17 protein-coding genes and 1 pseudogene are annotated in these 18355 nt (G+C 70.9%); 9 read left to right on the forward strand and 9 right to left on the reverse strand.

Annotation, left to right across the window (positions count from 1 at the left end):
* The first annotated feature begins 32 nt into the window (after positions 1–32).
* The 5 genes from GA0115254_RS21890 (at position 33) to GA0115254_RS21915 (ending at position 7028) form a co-directional block, all read left to right on the forward strand.
* A complete protein-coding gene (locus tag GA0115254_RS21890; protein WP_093896989.1) occupies positions 33–1019 on the forward strand; it encodes an NAD-dependent epimerase/dehydratase family protein in 987 nt (328 codons plus the stop codon).
* Entirely contained in the window at positions 1012–2961 is a 1950-nt protein-coding gene (locus GA0115254_RS21895; protein ID WP_093896990.1) for a pyridoxal phosphate-dependent aminotransferase, read from the forward strand. Before GA0115254_RS21890 ends, GA0115254_RS21895 begins: the two co-directional genes overlap by 8 nt.
* A 53-nt stretch (positions 2962–3014) precedes the next feature.
* Complete coding sequence (locus GA0115254_RS21900; RefSeq protein WP_256102723.1) at positions 3015–3470, forward strand: cupin domain-containing protein; 456 nt, start codon at positions 3015–3017, stop codon at positions 3468–3470.
* Positions 3471–3523: 53 nt separating this feature from the next.
* Positions 3524–5305 carry a carbamoyltransferase family protein gene (locus tag GA0115254_RS21905; RefSeq protein WP_093896991.1) on the forward strand — a complete coding sequence of 594 codons (1782 nt, stop codon included), beginning with the start codon at positions 3524–3526 and terminating at the stop codon, positions 5303–5305.
* 481 nt (positions 5306–5786) lie between these two features.
* Positions 5787–7028, forward strand: coding sequence for a cytochrome P450 family protein (locus tag GA0115254_RS21915; RefSeq protein ID WP_093897008.1), 1242 nt, complete (start codon positions 5787–5789; stop codon positions 7026–7028).
* 68 nt (positions 7029–7096) lie between these two features.
* Here the strand turns inward: GA0115254_RS21915 and GA0115254_RS21920 are convergent, their stop codons facing one another.
* Together GA0115254_RS21920 and GA0115254_RS43320 are read right to left on the reverse strand one after the other, a co-directional pair.
* Positions 7097–7789: a formylglycine-generating enzyme family protein gene (locus GA0115254_RS21920; RefSeq protein ID WP_256102724.1), complete on the reverse strand. Its 693-nt coding sequence runs from the start codon at positions 7787–7789 to the stop codon at positions 7097–7099.
* Positions 7790–7887: 98 nt separating this feature from the next.
* Positions 7888–7986 (reverse strand): annotated as a pseudogene (locus GA0115254_RS43320) (metallophosphoesterase); the annotation flags it as partial.
* Between the two features lie 355 nt (positions 7987–8341).
* On the opposite strand from GA0115254_RS43320, the gene GA0115254_RS21930 reads away from it, so the two are divergent.
* The gene (locus tag GA0115254_RS21930; RefSeq protein ID WP_370740919.1) at positions 8342–9448 is read left to right on the forward strand and encodes a PP2C family protein-serine/threonine phosphatase; all 1107 of its coding nucleotides are present in this window, start codon (positions 8342–8344) and stop codon (positions 9446–9448) included.
* A 46-nt stretch (positions 9449–9494) separates the two neighbouring features.
* On the opposite strand, the gene GA0115254_RS21935 is transcribed toward GA0115254_RS21930, so the two are convergent.
* The 5 genes from GA0115254_RS21935 to GA0115254_RS21950 all read right to left on the reverse strand — a co-directional run bounded on the left by GA0115254_RS21935 (position 9495) and on the right by GA0115254_RS21950 (position 13181).
* Positions 9495–9995 (reverse strand): nucleotide triphosphate diphosphatase NUDT15, encoded by a 501-nt coding sequence (locus GA0115254_RS21935; protein WP_093896993.1) that lies wholly within the window; start codon positions 9993–9995, stop codon positions 9495–9497.
* Positions 9996–10137: 142 nt separating this feature from the next.
* A complete protein-coding gene (locus tag GA0115254_RS47715; RefSeq protein ID WP_176740242.1) occupies positions 10138–10278 on the reverse strand; it encodes a hypothetical protein in 141 nt (46 codons plus the stop codon).
* A 125-nt stretch (positions 10279–10403) separates the two neighbouring features.
* The gene (locus GA0115254_RS21940; protein ID WP_093896994.1) at positions 10404–11303 is read right to left on the reverse strand and encodes a hypothetical protein; all 900 of its coding nucleotides are present in this window, start codon (positions 11301–11303) and stop codon (positions 10404–10406) included.
* Positions 11300–12313, reverse strand: a complete 1014-nt coding sequence (locus tag GA0115254_RS21945) for an SPFH domain-containing protein (protein WP_093896995.1) — start codon at positions 12311–12313, stop codon at positions 11300–11302. The genes GA0115254_RS21940 and GA0115254_RS21945 overlap by 4 nt, the downstream gene beginning before the upstream one ends.
* A gap of 244 nt (positions 12314–12557) precedes the next feature.
* Entirely contained in the window at positions 12558–13181 is a 624-nt protein-coding gene (locus GA0115254_RS21950; RefSeq protein ID WP_093896996.1) for a TetR/AcrR family transcriptional regulator, read from the reverse strand.
* Between the two features lie 165 nt (positions 13182–13346).
* Between GA0115254_RS21950 and GA0115254_RS21955 the strand changes: the two genes are divergently transcribed.
* Both GA0115254_RS21955 and GA0115254_RS21960 read left to right on the forward strand, forming a co-directional pair.
* Positions 13347–14225 (forward strand): phosphatase PAP2 family protein, encoded by an 879-nt coding sequence (locus GA0115254_RS21955; RefSeq protein ID WP_370740920.1) that lies wholly within the window; start codon positions 13347–13349, stop codon positions 14223–14225.
* Positions 14222–15187 (forward strand): DMT family transporter, encoded by a 966-nt coding sequence (locus GA0115254_RS21960; protein ID WP_093896998.1) that lies wholly within the window; start codon positions 14222–14224, stop codon positions 15185–15187. The genes GA0115254_RS21955 and GA0115254_RS21960 overlap by 4 nt, the downstream gene beginning before the upstream one ends.
* 90 nt (positions 15188–15277) lie before the next feature.
* Here the strand turns inward: GA0115254_RS21960 and GA0115254_RS21965 are convergent, their stop codons facing one another.
* Together GA0115254_RS21965 and GA0115254_RS21970 are read right to left on the reverse strand one after the other, a co-directional pair.
* Positions 15278–15817 carry a PadR family transcriptional regulator gene (locus tag GA0115254_RS21965; protein WP_093896999.1) on the reverse strand — a complete coding sequence of 180 codons (540 nt, stop codon included), beginning with the start codon at positions 15815–15817 and terminating at the stop codon, positions 15278–15280.
* A gap of 89 nt (positions 15818–15906) precedes the next feature.
* Positions 15907–17922, reverse strand: a complete 2016-nt coding sequence (locus GA0115254_RS21970) for an NADPH-dependent 2,4-dienoyl-CoA reductase (RefSeq protein ID WP_093897000.1) — start codon at positions 17920–17922, stop codon at positions 15907–15909.
* A gap of 236 nt (positions 17923–18158) precedes the next feature.
* Here GA0115254_RS21970 and GA0115254_RS21975 point away from each other — a divergent pair.
* Positions 18159–18355 (forward strand): DoxX family protein (locus GA0115254_RS21975; RefSeq protein ID WP_141720892.1); only part of this gene is annotated, 197 nt, incomplete at its 3' end.

Consider the following 18355-nt stretch of genomic DNA (forward strand, 5'->3'; position numbering starts at 1 on the left):
GCCACCTCCGACACGACCAGGAGCGACTGACCATGCAAGGCAAGAAGATTCTCGTCACCGGCGCCACCGGACAGGTCGCGCGACCCGTGGCCGAGGCGCTCGCCGTCGGCAACGAGGTGTGGTGCCTCGGCCGGTTCGGCGATGCCGAGGCCCGCAAGGCGCTGGAGACCGCCGGCGCCCGTACCGTCGTCTGGGACATGGCCACCGACGAACTCGACGGGCTGCCACAGGACTTCACCCATGTGCTGCACTCGGCCGTCCACCGGGGCGACGGCCACGACTTCGAGGACACCGCCCGCGTCAACGCGGTGAGTACCGCGCGCCTGATGACGCACTGCGCCGACGCCGAGGCCTTCCTCTACGTGTCCTCCGGAGTCGTCTACAACCGGGCCGACGCGACACACCGCTACCGGGAGAGCGACCCGCTCGGCGGCGCGGCCCCCTGGCTGCCCACGTACCCCGTCGCCAAGATCACGGCCGAGGGCGTGGCACGCGGTCTTGCCGAGAGTCTGCGACTGCCGACGGTGATCGCCCGGCTGAACATCGCCTACGGCCCGTACGGGCACGGCGGCGTGCCGCTGATCCTCTTCGAGCAGCTGCGGAGCGGCCGGGCCTGCGCGGTGCCGCGCGAGGGCCAGAACTACTGCAACCTGCTTCACACCGATGATGTCGTCCGTCAGGTGCCGCTGCTGTGGGCGGCCGCCCGGACGCCCGCTCAAGTGGTGAACTGGGGCGGAGACGAAGAAGTCGGCATGACCGACCTCATCGGGTACATGTCCGCTCTCACCGGCGTCCCGGCCCGGCTCGACCGTGAGTCGCCCAGTCGCGAGACGGCGATCTTCGACCACCGCGTCCGCCGCGACCTCATCGGCGACTGCACCGTCGACTGGCGGCCGGGCATCGCCCGCACACTGGCCGAAATGTTCGAGGAGTACCGCGACCGCATCGAGGCATACCTCGCCGCCGACGAGGGCGAGACGCCCGGTGCCTCCGGGGGAGTGGAGGACGGCGATGCGTAGAGAATCGGATGTCACCGAGCTGCGGCGCGTCCTGTGCGCCGCGCTGGAGTCCGGCCGGCCGGTCGGCGCGCCGGGCCGACTCGGTCTGCACCACGAGCGGTTCGCGCGGGCCGACGCGTCTGTCCCGCATCGCCCCACCTTGATCGGGGGAGTCCCCCAGGGCCCGAGCAGTCCCGCTCCCGGCCTGTTTGCGGTGGAGGAACTCCTCTCCCGGGTGAAGGAGTTCGGGCTGGAACAGATTCTCGTGCCGTACGTGCGCCGCACCGACGACACCGGGCCGCTGCGCGAGGCCGGGTTCGTCGCCGCCGCCGCCGGAAGCGATGGACTCGTACGGCTGCCCGGCGAGGTGACCGACGTGCTGCGCGGCCGGGTCGGCGAGCAGCGGCTCGGCGAACTGCGCGCACGCCACGACGAGTACCGGGAGCTGAGCTGGGAGCTGATCCGGCTCGGCGACCTGGCTCGGCAGCCCGCGGCGCGCGAGGCGTTCGCCGCCCTCCATCAGCAAGAGGGCGGGCGCGGCGCGCTCTGGAGCGCCGAGGCGCTCGACGCCCTGGCCCAGGGGTCCCTGGCGGACCGCACCGACCTGCTCGTGCGCCGCCGCGGCGGCGACGTCGTACAGGCCGGGCTCCTGGTCCGCTCGCACAACGGGCGCGGGATCTACAGCCTCACCCAGGCCCTGGCCCCAGACGCTCCGGCCGCGCGGCAGGCCCTGTACGAGGCGTCCCTGTACGAGCTGTATCTGCACGCCCGGCGCACCGGCCTGGGGTGGGTCCACCTGGGGCCCGGCGACGCCGAGCGGATGCGGGCCCTGGGCGCCGACCAGTTCGTCCCCCTCGACCACTGGCTGCGTGCCCCCGGCGTGGACGCCGAGCCCGAACAACCCACGGAAGCCGAGGTGTCGGCCTTCGCCACCGAACCGGTCGCCGCGGTGCCGGTCCCGGGACCGGCGCGCTTCCGCGGCCGGCCCAAGTTCGACCTGCTCGACCTCTCCGGCAATACCAACCCGTTCCTCGGGGCGGACGGGCGTTACCCCGAACTCGACACGGCCGAGTTGGCCCGTACGTATCTGACGACCGTCGGACGGCTGCCCGGACACGAGGGCCTCGGTGAACTCGGCGCCGAGTACGCCCTGTTCACCAGCGGGGCCGTCGACGCCGTCATGCTGCTCCTCGCCGCGCTGGCCTCACCGGGCGAGGCGGTCTGCGTCACCCCTCCGACCTTCGAGCTGTACGCGCACTTCGCCCGTGTGCTGCGGCTGCCCGTCGTCGAGGCACCGCTGCTCGGCGACGACCTGGCGCGGCTGGACGTCGAACGGATCCTGGCGGCCGACCCGCGCGTGACGTTCCTGTGCGACCCCAACAACCCGGTCGGCACCAGGCTCGACCCGGAGCAGGTGCTCGAACTGGTCACCCGCAGCCGGGGCCTGGTCGTGATCGACGAGGCGTATGTGGAGTTCAGCGCGGGGCCCTCGTACGCTCCGCTCATCGCCCGGCACGACAACCTCATCGTGCTCAGGACGCTCTCCAAGGCGTGGGGACTGGCCGGGGCCCGCTGCGGTGTCGCTCTGGCACAGCCGGGGCTCGTCGACGCCCTGCGCCGGGTCCAGGTGCCCTTCGGGTTCACCAACGCCTCGCAGTGGGCGGTACGCGACCGGCTCACCGACTCCGCGCGGGTGCTGGACAGCGTCCGGCGCATCCTGTCGGAGCGGGACCGGATGGCCCGTGCGCTCGCCCGGCACCCGGCCGTGGAGCGGGTGTTCCCCTCCGAGGCCAACTTCCTCCTGGTCCGCACGCACCAGTACGAACGCGTCATGGAGCAGCTGCGCGGCGCCGGGATCATGGTCGCCGACACCGCCCGGCTGGTCCCCGGCACCTGCCGTGTCTCCATCGCCGACGAGTGGGCCGGCGACACCCTGCTCGACGCCTTGTCCCGTGTGCGGTGAACCGCCCGCCGACCGTCGCGCCACCAGCACCCCGAGACCGAAAGGACCGGCCCGTGGGTAACCGCCCCCAGACCGACCACCCGGTGCACGACCGCCCGCTGACCAGCGAGGTCGTCGCCGAGAACTACGACCGCTGGAGCCCGCCGCTGCATGCGGACTTCGCCGCGAATGAGCACAACGGCCGCGTCGGCCGCACCCTGCTGGTCGACACCGAAAGCCTGCGCGTCTGGGAGACGCGCCTCGAACCGGGCGAGCGCCTCCCCGTCCACCGCCATGTCCTCGACTACCACTGGATCGCTCTCACCGACGGTCGCGCCCGCCAGCACATGGGCGACGGAACCAGCCGGGAGATCTCCTATGCGCGCGGGCAGACGAGGTACTTCAGCGTCGTCGACGGCGGACATCACCTGCACGACCTGAAGAACATCGGCGACGAGGTGCTGTCCTTCCTGACCATCGAGTCCAAGGACGGCCCGAACGAGCCGATCGACCTTCCGCAGGACCCGTGACGGCGGCCGCGGGGCCGTGTCGCAACCACCGTCGCCAGGGAGGCTGAACCACCGTGATCGTGCTCGGATACAACGGATTCACCAGGGGCGCCGAGATCTTCGGGCGCCTGTTCGGGGCGACCGGCGTCGCCCGCAACCTGCTCGTGGGCCACGACGCGTCGGCGGCCCTCGTGGTCGACGGCGAACTGGTCGCCGCCGTCGAGGAGGAACGGCTCAGCCGCGTCAAGAAGACCTCCGACTTCCCCGCCCACGCGATCCAGTGGTGCCTGGACTTCGCCGGCGTCTCCCTCGACCAGGTGGACGTGGTCGCCTTCCCCTGGCGCTTCTCGCCCGAGGTGGCCGACGAGATGATCGGCCAGGTCGCCTCGGGCGGTCTGTCGCCCGCCGAGAAGTTCGACGTCCTGCGGCGCACCGGCGAGTTCTACACCGACATGGTCAGCCGTGAGGCGGTCCACGACGACTTCGTCCAGCGCACCGGCCATGAGCTCGACCCCAACAAGCTGGTCCTGGTACCCCATCATCTGGCCCATCTGACGTGCGGCGCCTATCTGGCCGGGGGCGGGGACGCGGCGTTCCTGGTGAGCGACGGCCGGGCCGAGACCCTGTCCTCGGTGACGGGCGAAGTGCGCGACGGCGTGGTGCGCGTCTTCGACGACAGCACCATCCCGATGGCCAGTTCGCTCGGCGTGGCCTACGGACGGATCACCCGCTACCTCGGCTTCGTGCCCAACAACGACGAGTACAAGGTGATGGGCCTGGCCGCCTACGGCCCGTCGCCGCGTCGCAACCCCCTGCTGGAGCGCTGCGTACGGCTCCACGAGAACGGCACGTACACCATATCCATCCCCATGGACGTGACGGCGTACTACGCGCTGTTCGACGACCTGTTCGACGGAGACAGCGAGAAGCGCGAGGAGTTCGACTTCCGGGTGAAGGTCGCCGCCATGGCCCAGCACATGGTGGAGGCCGTCACCACGCACCAGGTGCGGGCGCTGACGGCCGCCTCCGGTCTGGACACGCTCGTCTTCGAGGGCGGTCTCGCATTGAACTGCGTGGCCAACACCAAGATGCTGGAACGCTCGTCGTTCACCGGCATGGAGGTCAGTTTCGGCGCGAGCGACCCGGGGGTCGCCATCGGCGCGGCCGTGTACACGGCCGGGCTCAGAAACCGCCCCGCCGACGCTGCCACCACGCCCTACCTCGGGCCCTCCTACGACGAGCCGCACATCCTGGAGGCACTGGAGGAGTACGCCGACCGCGTCGAGTGGCAGGAGGAGGCCGACGTCGAGGCGGTCACCGAGCGCACGGCGCGGCTGCTGTCCGAGAGGAACGTCGTGGCCTGGTTCCAGGGGCGCACCGAGTACGGGCCGCGAGCTCTGGGCAACCGCAGCATCCTCGCCAACCCGGCCTTCCCGGAGATCAAGGACATCATCAACATCCGGGTCAAGCACCGCGAGCCCTTCCGCCCGTTCGCCCCGGTCGTCCTGGAGTCCGAAGCGCCCCGGGTGTTCGACCTGGGCAAGAAGACCTCGTCGCCGTACATGACGTTCGTCTTCCCGGTCCGCGAGGAGTACCGCGAACGGATCCCCGGAGCCTGCCACGTCGACGGCACCGCGCGCGTGCAGACCGTCGACGACCGCCAGAACCCGGTCCTGGCCCGCCTTCTGCGCGCTTTCACGGACCGGACCGGCGTGCCCTGCCTCCTCAACACGTCCTTCAACGTGGCCGGTGAGCCCATCGTCTGCTCGCCGCGCGACGCTCTGGAGTGCCTCCTCGCCACGGAGATCGACCATCTGGTCATCGACCGCTTCGTGATCACCAAGAAGACCGGCTGACCCCGGCGTCCCGTTCCCGCGGCGAGCCGGGCGGATACGAGGCCTTCGGCGGCCGACACACGCGCCGACCGGCCCCGCCCGCGCTCGCCGCAGGCCCGGAACCACCAGCCCGTCACGTCCTGCGCCAGAACTCACCTACCGCATCATCGCTGACGAAGGCGCCATCGACGCGGCCACCGTCGGCTACCTACTGCCCGTGGTCTCGCCGGTGTTGGGCGCGACGGTCCTCGACGAGAAGATCGGCCTGCGGGCTGTGGCGGGAATGCTCGTCGTGCTCGCCGGTGTGGCCATGACCCGGCGACGTCGACGGACGTCGCCGCCGGCCGCCGCGGCGTCACACAGAGCTGAGCGTCCCCGACTTGCCGGCTTCGGCTCGCGCCGCTCTTCCCCGGGGTGACGCCCCGGGCCCATTACGCTGGGGCATATCGCTCAAAGCGGTACAAGTGTGTGTGAAGAGGCGCGATGCCCTACGGGAGGCATGATGAGCCAGCAGCCGGTCCTCCTGCCCTACGCCGACCCGGCCTTCGTGGCGGATCCCTTTCCGCTCTACCGACAGCTTCGCGATGACGGGCCGGTACGACGCGCCGTCATCGCGGGTGGCCTGGAAGCCTGGCTGGTCACGCGGTACGAAGACGGCCTCGCGGCCCTGTCCCACCCGCAGCTGAGCAGTGACGTCCGCGATGCGTCGGATCCCCGGCTCATCGAGCGGCTGCCCGCCGCCGACCGCGAGTCCATGCTGCGCAACATGCTCCGCTCCGATCCGCCCGATCACACCCGCCTGCGCCGCCTGGTCTCCAAGGCGTTCACCGCGCACAGGGTGGCGGAGCTGCGGCCCCGCGTCCAGGGGATCGCGGACCGACTGCTCGACGAGATCGTGCCGTCCGGCCGCGCCGACCTCATCGAGTCCTACGCGCTGCCGCTTCCGGTCACGGTGATCAGCGAACTGCTCGGGGTGCCCGTGGCCGATCGGCACGACTTCCAGCAGTGGACCGACGACATGATCCTGCAGGGGACCGAGCCGCCGGACCCGGCCCGGGTGGACGGGGCGTGGCGGCAGATGCGCTCGTACCTGACCACGCTCCTGGAGGCGAAACGAGCCCGGCCCGGGGACGACCTGCTCAGCGCGCTGATCGTTGCCAGGGACGAGGAACAGCGGCTGGACGAGGACGAGCTGATCGCCATGGCCTTCCTGCTGCTGGTGGCCGGATACATCACCACGGTCAACCTGATCGGCAGCGGCATCGCCGCACTGCTCGCCCACCCCGACCAGCTTCGGATGCTGCGGGACGATCCGGCGCTGCTCCCGGGCGCGATCGAGGAATTCCTGCGCTACGACGGACCCGTCAACCCCGGCATCGCCAGGTTCGCGCGCGAGGACATCACCATCGCCGGGGTGAACATCCCTCGCGGCGCGACCGTGCTGGTCGCCTCCGCCATCGCCGACCGCGACCCGGAGCACTTCCCCGAACCCGACCGCCTGGACATCGCCCGGCAGGACAACGCCCACCTCGCGTTCGGACACGGCATCCACTACTGCCTGGGTGCGCCGCTGGCGCGGCTCGAGGGTCAGATCGCCATCGGCACCGCCCTGCGTCGCCTTCCCGGTCTCGCCCTGGCCGTTCCCCCGGACGAGCTGCGGTGGCGGCCGGGCGGATTGCGCGGCCCCGAACAGCTGCCGGTCACGTTCACATTCGATGACGCGACCGTCGGCAGCCGTTCCTGAACCACGTGTCGGCTGATGGGGCGTCCCAGAACGAACGGCAGCGACCGGACGCGTTGCGCGTCCACCGCTCAGAGTGATCGGGCGAGCCGGAACCCGAGGTCGTCGATACGGAAGCTCGGGTGACTCTTGCGGCGGCACGACGCCCGGCACCCTCGGGGGCGATCGTATCCACCTCCACCACGGAACACGCGGTACGGGCCGTAGACCCGGGGATCGTAGACATCCCAGCACCACTCCCACACGTTGCCGATCATGTCGTGCAGGCCCCACGCGTTCGGTGCCTTGGCCGCGACATCGTGCACCCGGCCGCCGGAGTTCCCGCGGTACCAGGCGATCTCGTCCAGCTCTCCGTAGCGTGCACCGGAGGTCCCGGCCCTGCACGCGTACTCCCACTCCGCCTCCGACGGGAGCCGGTAGCCGTCGACCTCCCAGTCGCAGATCACATCCTGCCCGTCGGGGTCGTCGCCGATCGAGTAGCAGGGTTCGAGTCCCGTCTCCCGCGAGAGCAGGTTGCAGAATCGAACGGCTTCCTTCCAGGACACCTCGGTCACCGGTGTCCGCGGCCCCGCCGAACTCGCGGGCGCCTCGCCCCGAACGGCGCGGTACAGCTCGCGGGTCACGGGATGCGGCGCCAGCCGGAAGGCGGCGACCTCGACGTTCCAGTTCGTCCGCGTGCCCTCGTCCCGCAGGACGATCTCCCCGGCAGGGATGCCCCTCATGCCCTCGGCGATCGCCTGTCGGAGTAAGGATTCAGGGCTCATCGCAGCTCCTCGTGTGCGCCGGCGCATCAGGCCGACGCGCCGGCCTGTCGGCAGCCCGGAGGGCGGACCGTGCCTCCGGACTTCAGGACGAGTGACGATACAGACCCGGCGGTGCTCACGTCCGGCTCGGCGAGCACGGCCTCCAAGGCCGGCAGGACTCCGTGGATGTCGGACAGTACGGCTACTCGATTCAGCATGGTCACAACTGTGGGGTGAGAGCCGCCCAGAGGCGTGAGCGTTCGCCTGACGCGTAGCCGAAGCCGAGGCTGCCGCAGCGTGCATGGTGGCCGAGCGCGGCGCACCGCGGCCAGGCGGATGACCTCGGGGCCACCTCCGGACCCGGTGCAGGGTGATGCACATGCGCTGGGCGGACGCTGGGGTCATGTCTCATCACCTCAGTGGGCCCGATCTGCGGTCCCCCGTGGACGATGCCCGGCTCGACCTGACGGACCTCTTCGCGTTCTGCGTCCCCGGGGACCGCACCGTACCGATGGATATTTTGGGTGGTACGTTCAAATTCAAGGCCTGGAGGGGGAGCAACAGGGAGCACAGGTGAAGGAGAGCGGGCGCACGGCGGCATGGGCGGGTTGGCTGCTCGTCGTTCCGGCCCTGGTCTCGGGCGTACTGCTGAACATCCTGGCGCCCCAGCCGTACATGGGACTCCCGCTCCTGGCCGCGGCGCCGCTGATCGCCGGAGCGATGCTGTCGTTCCGGGCCGGCGTTCTCGTCGCGAGCCTTGCCTGTGCGGTCTCGGTGGGGCTGGATTACGTCCAAGGGCGTTCCGCTTCGGAGAGTTTCGTCGATCTCGCCGTGATCGGCCTCATCGGAATTCTGGCCCTCGCGGTCAACCTGCTGTTGCGGCGTCAGGGGCGGGATCTCGCGAGAGCGCGGGTCATCGCCGAGGCGGTGCAACTGGCGGTTCTGCCGGATCCGCCGTCGCGGGCCGGGCCGCTCGCCGTCGCCGCCGGATACACCGCCGCACAGGCCGAGGCCAGAATCGGCGGCGACCTCTTCGCGGTGCAGGAGACTCCGTACGGCGTGCGCATGATCATCGGCGATGTGAAGGGCAAGGGACTCCAGGCGGTCGCATCCGTTTCGGTGGCGATCGGTGCGTTCCGTCAGGAGGCCGAGAACGCCCCCACGCTGGCCGACCTGGCGCAGCGCCTGGACGACGCGCTCAGCAGGGAGTCGGGCCGCTGCGGAAACGAGACATCGGGCGAGGACTTCACCACGGCCGTGCTGGCCGAGGTCCCCGGTGACGGCGAGCTGCTCCGCCTGGTCAACCGTGGCCATCCGGGCCCGTACCTGATCCACGACGGCGCGATCGTACGGCTCGACGCGACTCGTCCGCAGCTGCCCCTGGGCATGGGGCTGGGGGCGGTCCCGGCACCCGACGGCGAGGCACTCACCGATGTCTTCCCGCTGCCGCCCGGAGCGCTGCTGCTCCTGATCACGGACGGCGTCACCGAGGCACGCAACCGGACGGGCACCTTTTACGATCCGTGTGCGTCCGCCGTGCTCATCGGCGCCCGCTTCACGGACCCCGGCGACCTGGTTCACGCGGTGACCGTGGATGTCGCACGCTGGAGCGGCGACGGTCACCAGGACGACATGGCCATCCTCGCCGTCGCCCGGCGCGGCGGCCACCGGCTCGGCTGAAGCGGACTTTGCCTGCGAACCCCGGGCACAGGGCTGAGGGGCAGGGCTACGAGCCGTCTCCGGTGGCCGAGACGGACAGTCGGTGCGCGGGAGGGTGCTCGATCGAGAGATCCGGGCGCCAGGCCGCGAGTACCTGCGCCGAGGGACCGAACAACGGACCCGGCAGAGCGTCGAGCCCGGTCCACTGCCAGGTGCTGATCAGATGGGGCTCGGTCACCTGCGGGCTCCCCGATTCCAGGGTCACCACGGCAGCCATCGACACACGGTTGATCCCTGCGACCACGTCGTGGAGCATGGCGAAAACCGTCACGCTGTCCACGTCGACCTCCAGGCCCGTCTCCTCGCGGAGCTCACGCACGGCGGCCGCGGCGATGGACTCATTGGTCGGGTCGACCTTGCCGCCGGGAAGCTCCCAGGTTCCGCTGTGGTGCCTGCCGAGCAGCACGCGCCCCTGGGTGTCCTGCACGATGACGCCCACGCCGAGCGCCGCCTGCGCCAGCGGCGGACGGGCGTTGCGGGAGAGGGTGTCCGTGGGGATGGTGTCCATGGTGCTCCTAGCAGGTGGGCGTGGGGTGCCGCGGGCGCGAGGCCTCGGCGTACCGGTGTCCCCGGAAGCCTACGTACCACCGCACGCGGGCCCATCGAGGTGGCCCGCTTCCCGGCCAAGGCGCGGTAATCGCCGCGGCCGGTCAGCTGCGTTGGCGGGTGAGCCGGCCGTACTCGCTCGCATACCGGCCCGGATGGAGCCGGCTCGTTGCCCCGCTCAGGTCCATCAGCCGCTTGATCCACCGCTGGACGGTCCGCGCCCCGAGACCGGGTTCCTCGGCCACACTCGCAACGGTGGGCCGGCCGGCAGCAGCGAGAGGACCTACAGGGCCGGTGCCCGCTCGTCCTTGACGGAGGAGAGCGGGCACCCGCGCGACAACTGCCCTTCAGAGCTGGGTGGTTCGGTCCGTCAGACGGCCAGCCGCAGCGATGTCGCCGAGATGCCCAGCCGTACCGTCTGCCCCCATGTCAGCTCCAGCGCGTCCGTCTCCATCCCGTCGCCGAACACCACCACCCGGTCGGACTCCACGGTGAGCCTCAGCCCCTGTCCGCGCCCCAGTTCGCCCGCGACCAGTGAGGTGCCGGTCGCCGGTGACGGCCAGGCCTCGCGTACGAACCAGAGCAGCCGCGGGTCGGTGGGTGCGGGGAGCCGCAGGGCGCTGTGGCGTTCCTGCCACAGTGAGCGAAGCCAGCCCGTGGCGCCGGTGCCCGTGCCGACCAGGACGCCGGAGGAGGCCTGTGGTTCGGTGGGGGCATCGGGCGCGTCGGGGCCGAGCCGGTAGCGGGCGGTCTGGTGGCCGGGCGGGCCGAGGTAGATCTCGTTGAGGGCCAGGAGACGCTGGGTGTCGTCGGCGACCGCCTCGACCATGGTGAGTTCGTCCGCCGTGCCGCCGGGGGATGCGGCCGCCCGGAGCAGGGTGGCCGCATCGGAGGGCCGGTGGCGTACGAGCACGCCCGGATTGCGTCCGGGGTCGGTGTCGATGCCGACGACGGGCTGGCCGGACAGGTACTTGGCGGCGTTGGCGACGAGTCCGTCCTGTCCGACGACGACCACCACGTCCTCGGGCGCGAACAGGAAACGGTCGAGATCGGCGCGCTCCACCCGTGACTGACGCCACTGGAGCGGTACGGCTGCCGCTACATCGGCGAGTGCCTGCCGGGTCTGCCGGTGCCGCAGGGCCACCTCGTCGATGGACCGGCCACGGCTGGAGAGGAAGAACGCGGCCTGGCCGTGCGTACCGTGCCGGGCCAGCAACTCGTCGTACTCGGTGGTGCGGTGGACCAGCACAGCGCGCGGGGCGAGGCTCATGCCCGGGGCTCGGGGCCGGTCCTGCCGAGCTTGCTGAGCAGGCCGGTGAGGACGTCGGGGGAGAGGGTGAGGCTGTCGATGCGCGGCAGGTTCTCGGCGAGCCTGGTCGCTGCCAGGGCGTGCAGGGTCGCGGCGTCCACCTCGCCGTGCACCCGCAGCCAGGCCGCCTGGGACTCCGCGCGTGCTGCGCCGACCTCGCGGGCGGCCTCGGCCTCGGCCCGGGCCAGCCGCACCTTGCGTGCCGCCTCGGCCTCGGCGCGCACCCCGTCGGCAGCGGCGTTCTCCTCGGCCTCGCGGCGGGTGTTGGTGCCGCGCTGCTCGACCAACTGCTCCTCGCGACGGGCCAGTTCGATCTGGCTGGCGAGCTCGTTCTCGGCGATGGCCCGTTCCCGTTCCACGGCCACGGCTCGGCGCTCGTAGGTGGCCCGGTCGGCCTCCTGCTGGATCTGCTCGCGGGCGGGGGTGCGCAGCGCGCGTTCCACCTCGGCCTCGGGACGGATGGCGACCACCCGTACCGCGACCACGTCGATACCGGTGGCGGGCAGCCGGGGTTCGGCGGCAAGCCCTGCTGCGACGCGGTCGCGTACCGATGCGACTCCGTCGACCAGGGCCTCGGCCAGCGCTGTTCTGGCCAGCACGTCCAGGGTGTGCTGCTGGGCGGTCTCCGTGAGCAGCGTGGCGATCTGCTCCAGCGGCGCGCCGCGCCAGACGCCGGTGTCGGGGTCGACGGAGAAGTCCAGGCGGGCGGCGGCCTCGGCCGGGTCGCTGATCCGGTACGTCACGGTGGCCTGCACGGTGACGTCCTGGAAATCGGATGTGCGGGCGTGGAAGGCCATGGCCAACTCCCGGTCACTGACCGGAACTTCCGAGAGTGCGGCGGTCAGTGACCGGTACCAGAAACTCAGCCCCGGTCCGTCGTGGGCGAGTCGGCCGCGCTTGTGGTGGCGGATGTGGGCCGTGGGTGCGGAGCGCAGATGGCGCCAGCCGAAGCGCCTGGTGATGTCGGCCATGTCGGAGTCCCCCTCATTCTCGTCATGAAGACGATAATGGCGGACGATCGATATCGTCAAGAGGACGAGAATGATCGTCCGCCGTGTCGGCCGGGTGGGATGAGCCGAGTGGGCAGAAGCGCGGGCGGCCGGTGGCTCCCTGAGGAGCCACCGGCCGCCCGGATGATGCGCCGCCCCCGTCCCCACGGTGCGGCGCGAGCGGGCCGTCGTCATCCGCTCGGACAACGGCCCACGTCTCTGGGGGCTAGGGCGCGGACGCCTCCAGTCCAAGTGCGGGAAGGATGGCGTTCTCCACGAAGCGGGTGAGATATGACTCATCCGCGAACTTCCCCTCCAGCAGTGGCCGGGCACGCATCACGCCCAGCAACTGCACGGAGACGAACTCGGCCGCGGGAGTGTCCGCCGGAATCTCGCCGCGCTCCGCTCCGCGCCGGACCATCGCTTCGATCGCCGCGATCTCCGGCAGGATCAGCGCCTCGCGCAACGCGCACAGCAGTTCGGGGCTCTGCAGTGCGGCATGGCTGAGCGCGTGCATCAGCGGGGTGTCGCGGCCCGAGCCCGCACCGATGGCCCGGGCGACCTCGCGCAGATCCCCTGCCAGGGTGCCGGTGTCGATGTGCGGAAGCAGTACCCGCCGGGTGCCGTGCAGTGCCGCCACGACCAGTTCGGGCTTGGAGCCCCACTGCCGGTAGAGCGTGGACTTGCCGCAACGTGTCCGCGAGGCGACCCCTTCCATGGTCAGGGCCTCGTAGCCGGACTCTCTCAGCATGTCGAGCACGGCCGCGTAGAACTCCTGCGCCCGCTCCGGCGTGATCTTCGAGCGGCGTGGCGTGTGTGCCGGTGTCTGCGCGGCTTCCTGCGGCGACATGCGTTTTCCCTCTCAGCGATTGTGCGACGAGGTCCATCGATACGCCAGTGTACCGAAACGCGCGTGTACCGATACGTTCACGTATCGGTACACTGGCGTATCGATTCGGTGTGGAGTGGACCATGCCGTCGCAACACTGCTTCGTCAGCAAAGGGGCACCGGGTGATGTACGCCGGTAGCGAGCCCGCAGATCAGGAGCCGGACAGTTCTGCCCGACCGCCCCTCGTCCGCGAGCTTCTTCTTGTCGTAGGGCTCTTCGTGATCTACAAACTCGGCCGGCAGGCCGCGAACGGTCACGTCGAGGAGGCGTATCGCAACGCCGGCAACGTCTGGGACTTCGAACGGTCCGTGCACCTGCCCGGCGAGGGCACGGTGCAGAATCTGCTGCTGCACAACGAGACGCTGATCCACCTCGCGAACACCTACTACGCGACCGTGCACTTCCCGGCCACGCTGCTCTTCCTCGTGTGGCTCTACTGGCGCCGCCCGCGCCACTACGTCTGGTCGCGCCGCATCCTCGCCGCGCTCACCGGCGCCGCGCTCGCACTCCATCTGCTGTTCCCGCTCGCCCCGCCGCGGCTGCTGGCCGCCGCCGGACTCGTCGACACCGGCCAGGTGTACGGACCGACGGTTTACGGAGCGACGCCGGCGACCGACTCGATGGCGAACCAGTTCGCCGCCATGCCCTCCCTGCACTTCGGCTGGGCGTTGATGGTCGCTGTCGGGCTGATCGTCGCCACCCGCACCCGGTGGCGCTGGCTGTGGCTGCTGCATCCGCTCATCACGCTGCTGGTGATAGTCGGCACGGCCAATCACTACTGGCTCGACTCGATCGTGGTCTCCGCGCTCCTCGCGGTGGCGTTCGCGGCGCTGCCGCTGAAGCGCACGATGCCGGTACGGGCTCGTATCCCGCGGCCCGCCACGGGATACGAGCCCGCGCTGACGGCCGTGCCCCGGCCCGCCGAACCCGCTGTGCCGACCGCCGGCGCCGAGCCGCAGACCCACTCCGCCCGCTCGTACGCAGCGTCCGGGACGCGGCGATGAACGCCATCCTGATCGCCGTCGCACTGTCGCTGGTCTCCGCCGCCGCGTACGCCTCGGCCGCGGTGGCGCAGGCCCGGCTCGCCGGGCGCACCGAGCCGGACGCCGGGGTCCTGGGGCTGCTCGGGCGCGGCGCCTGGTGGTCGGCGGTCGGACTGAACGCCGGTGGCGCGCTGCTGCATGTCGCGGCGCTCAAGTACGGCCCGCTCACCCTGGTCCAGCCGCTCGGCGCCCTCACCCTGGTCGCCGCAGTCCCGCTGGGCGCCAGGGCCGCCGGACGCCGGGTCACCAGGATCGAATGGCGTGGCACGGTCCTCACGCTGCTCGGCCTCGGCGCTCTGCTGATGACCGCGGGCGGCACCGCCCCGCACGAAACGCTCAGTCTCCCCGAAGCCCTGGCTGTCGGCGCCGGGACCATGGCCGTCGTCGCCGGACTCTGCCGTCCGGGAGCACGTTCCGGCCTGCGACACGCGGCGGCGTCCGGCATCACCTCCGGGGTCGCCTCCGCACTCACCCAGACCCTGACCGTCTCCGTCACCGAGCACACCGGCCCGCTGTTCAGCTGGCGCCTGGTGATCGTCGCGCTTCTCGTCTCCGCCTTCGCGATGGGCGGGTTGCTCCTCTCCCAGACCGCCTACCGGGGTGGCCTGGGCGCGCCGCTGGCCGTCGTCACGCTCGCCAATCCGGTGGCCGCGGCCGCCATAGGACTGGCCCTGCTCGGTGAACACTTCCAGGGCGGAACGATCAGCCTGATCCCGGCAGCGCTCGGGACGGCAGCGGCGGTACGGGGCGTGATTCTGCTCAGCCGCGCCCAGGCGGAGGCATCGACCGTCGCCGACCGGGCCACGGCCGGGCCGAAGTCCGGGGCCGGATCACCGTCTCGCGTCGTGATCGGAAGCAGAGGGCCGATGGACCAGCCGACGCTGCGACCGGAGCTGGGCCGGACCCCGGTGGGCGGACCGTAGCGAGTGGAGTTGATGCCCGCCGTCCGCCGGGGGCATGCCGCGACGACGTGACATCTGCCCACCGAACTGTCACGTACGGAAACAACCCGCCTACGGACTCGGCCGCTCGTCCTGGGCCAGTGCCCGCGTCAGCCAGCCGATCCAGAAGTTCTCCAGATCGATGCCGCCACGCAGCACCAGATGCCGCAATCGGTCCTCGTCGGAGTTCCGCTCGGGCGGGAAGTCCCGCTTCTCGATCTCCAGGTACTCCGCCAGCTGCCGACGGTGCAGCCCCAGATGACGGCGCAGTTCCGCATCCAGGCCGGGCGCCCCGACGACTGCCGCCGCCCGCATCCGCAGCAGCAGCGGATCCCGGATCTGCTTGGGGTCCTCGGAGCGGGCCACCCATGCGGACAGCGCCTCGCGGCCCGCGGGCAGCACCTCGTACTCCTTCTTCTGCCCACGGGCGGGCTGCTTCGACGGCAGCGCCCGGATCTGTCCGGCCTGCTCCAGCTTCCCCAGCTCGCGGTAGATCTGCTGGTGCGTGGCGGACCAGAAATAGCCGATCGACCGGTCGAACCTGCGGGTCAGCTCCAGCCCCGACGACGGCTTTTCGAGCAGGGCGGTGAGGATCGCATGCGGGAGTGACATGGGGTGCATCCTAAGGACGGCCGGGCAGTGGCCCCGTGACGGAGGGGCCGGGCCGGTCGGGAACTCCCGGGCCGGGGTTCCCGTGTACGTCACAGCGAAGCGGCCAGCTCCGTGCCCTGGCGGATCGCGCGCTTGGCGTCCAGCTCGGCGGCCACATCGGCGCCGCCGATCAGATGCGCCGGCCGGCCCGCGGCGAGCAACTCCTCGTACAGCTCGCGGCGCGGCTCCTGGCCCGCGCAGAGCACCACCGTGTCGACCGGCAGGAGCCGCTGTTCGCCGTCGACCGTGAGGTGCAGTCCGTCGTCGTCGATCCGGTCGTAGGCGGCGCCCGGAATCATCGTGACACCGCGGTGCCGCAGCTCGGTGCGGTGGATCCACCCGGTCGTCCTGCCCAGCCCCTCACCGACCTTGCTGTTCTTGCGCTGGATCAGATGGACGGTGCGCGGCGTCTTCGGACGCTCCGGTGCGCAAAGACCGCCCCGGTCGCGGTAGTCGGTGTCGACGCCCCACTGCCGGAAGAACACCTCGGGGTCGAGACTTGCCGCATCGCCCGAGTCGGTCAGGAACTCGGCGACATCGAAGCCGATCCCGCCCGCCCCGATGATCGCGACCCGGTCGCCGACCTGCGCCCCGTCACGCAGGACGTCGAGGTAGCTGACCACGCTGGGGTGGTCCACGCCCGGTATCGCGGGGGAGCGGGGCACGACACCGGTGGCGAGGACGACCTCGTCGAAGTCGTGGAGGACATCGGCCGTGACCCGTGTACCGAGCCGCAGCCCGACCTTCTCCTCCGCGAGCCGGGTACGGAAGTAGCGCAGTGTCTCGTTGAACTCCTCCTTGCCGGGAACCCTGCGCGCCACGTTCAGCTGGCCGCCGATCTCCTCGGCCGCGTCGAAGAGCGTCACCTCGTGCCCGCGCTCGGACGCTGCGACGGCGCACGCGAGGCCGGCGGGTCCGGCGCCGACGACCGCCACCCGCTTGACCGTGCGGGTCGCGGACAGGGTGAGTTCGGTCTCGTGGCAGGCGCGAGGATTGACCAGGCAGGAGGTGACCCGTCCGCTGAAGATGTGGTCCAGGCAGGCCTGGTTGCAGCCGATGCAGGTGTTGATCGCATCGGCGCGGCCCTCGGACGCCTTGACGACGAAGTCGGGGTCGGCGAGGAACGGCCGGGCCATCGACACCATGTCCGCCCGCCCCGAGGCGAGGATCTCCTCGGCGACCTCGGGCGTGTTGATGCGGTTGCTCGTCACCAGCGGTACGGAGACGGCGTCGCGCACCTTTTCGGTCACCCAGGTGTAGGCGCCGCGGGGCACCGAGGTGGCGATGGTGGGGATACGCGCCTCGTGCCAGCCGATTCCCGTATTGATGATCGTCGCGCCGGCGGCCTCGATCTCGCGTGCGAGCTGCACGACCTCCTCCAGTGAGGAACCGCCGGGCACCAGATCCAGCATCGAGAGCCGGTAGATCAGGATGAAATCACTGCCGACGCGCTCACGGACCCGGCGCACGATCTCGACGGGGAACCGGATGCGGTTCTCGTACGAGCCGCCCCAGCGGTCGGTGCGGTGATTGGTGGCGGCGGCGATGAACTCATTGATCAGATAGCCCTCGGAGCCCATGATCTCGACACCGTCGTACCCGGCACGCCGCGCGAGCTCGGCGGCCCGGGCGAAGTCCTCGATGGTCTCCTCGACCTCGTCGTCGTGAAGGGCGTGCGGGGTGAATGCGCTGATCGGCGCCTGGATCGCGCTCGGCGCGACCAGGTCGGGATGGTGTGCGTACCGGCCGAAATGCAGGATCTGCATGGCGATCCGGCCACCCGCCTCATGCACGGCGGCGGTGACCCGCGCATGCTGCTCGGCCTCCGCCCCGTTGGTCATCTTGGCGCCGCCGGGGAAGGAGCAGGCGCGGGTGTTGGGAGCGATGCCGCCGGTGACCATCAGGCCGACGCCGCCCCGGGCGCGTTCCGCGTAGAAGGCGGCCATTCGCTCGAAGCCGCGCTCGACCTCCTCCAGACCGATGTGCATCGACCCCATCAGCACCCGGTTGGGGAGAGTGGTGAACCCGAGGTCGAGCGGGCTCAGCAGATTCGGGTACGGGCTCATGAGGCGGCTCCTCGCGCAGTGTCGTCGCGCCAGTTGTAGTCCACCGGATCGCTATTGTGCAACAAGTTGCATAATGGCGTTCGTCGCAGAGCCGGGCGTGCGGTCGTCCCCCGGACGGCGTAACACCAGGACACGTCGGCGCTCCGGGGCACGGAAGGTGGAAGCGTGGCACTTGTCCGCCACGGCACGGGTGGCGCGTCGAAGCCCACCGACCCCCGACCCTTGCGGAGACTCTCATGGCCTGCCTCGACCGGCGTGACCTCGGCCTGCTCGTCCTGCGCGTCGGTACCGGCGCGGTACTGGCCGCGCACGGCACCCAGAAGCTGGCCGGCTGGTTCGGTGGCGCAGGCATCGAAGGAACCACCGCCGCGATGGAGGCCATGGGCTTCCACCCGCCCAAGCACAGCGCGGTCGCCGCCGGACTCGGTGAGGC

Origin of the sequence: Streptomyces sp. Ncost-T10-10d (assembly GCF_900091955.1) — a bacterium.
Classification (GTDB): Bacteria; Actinomycetota; Actinomycetes; order Streptomycetales; family Streptomycetaceae; genus Streptomyces.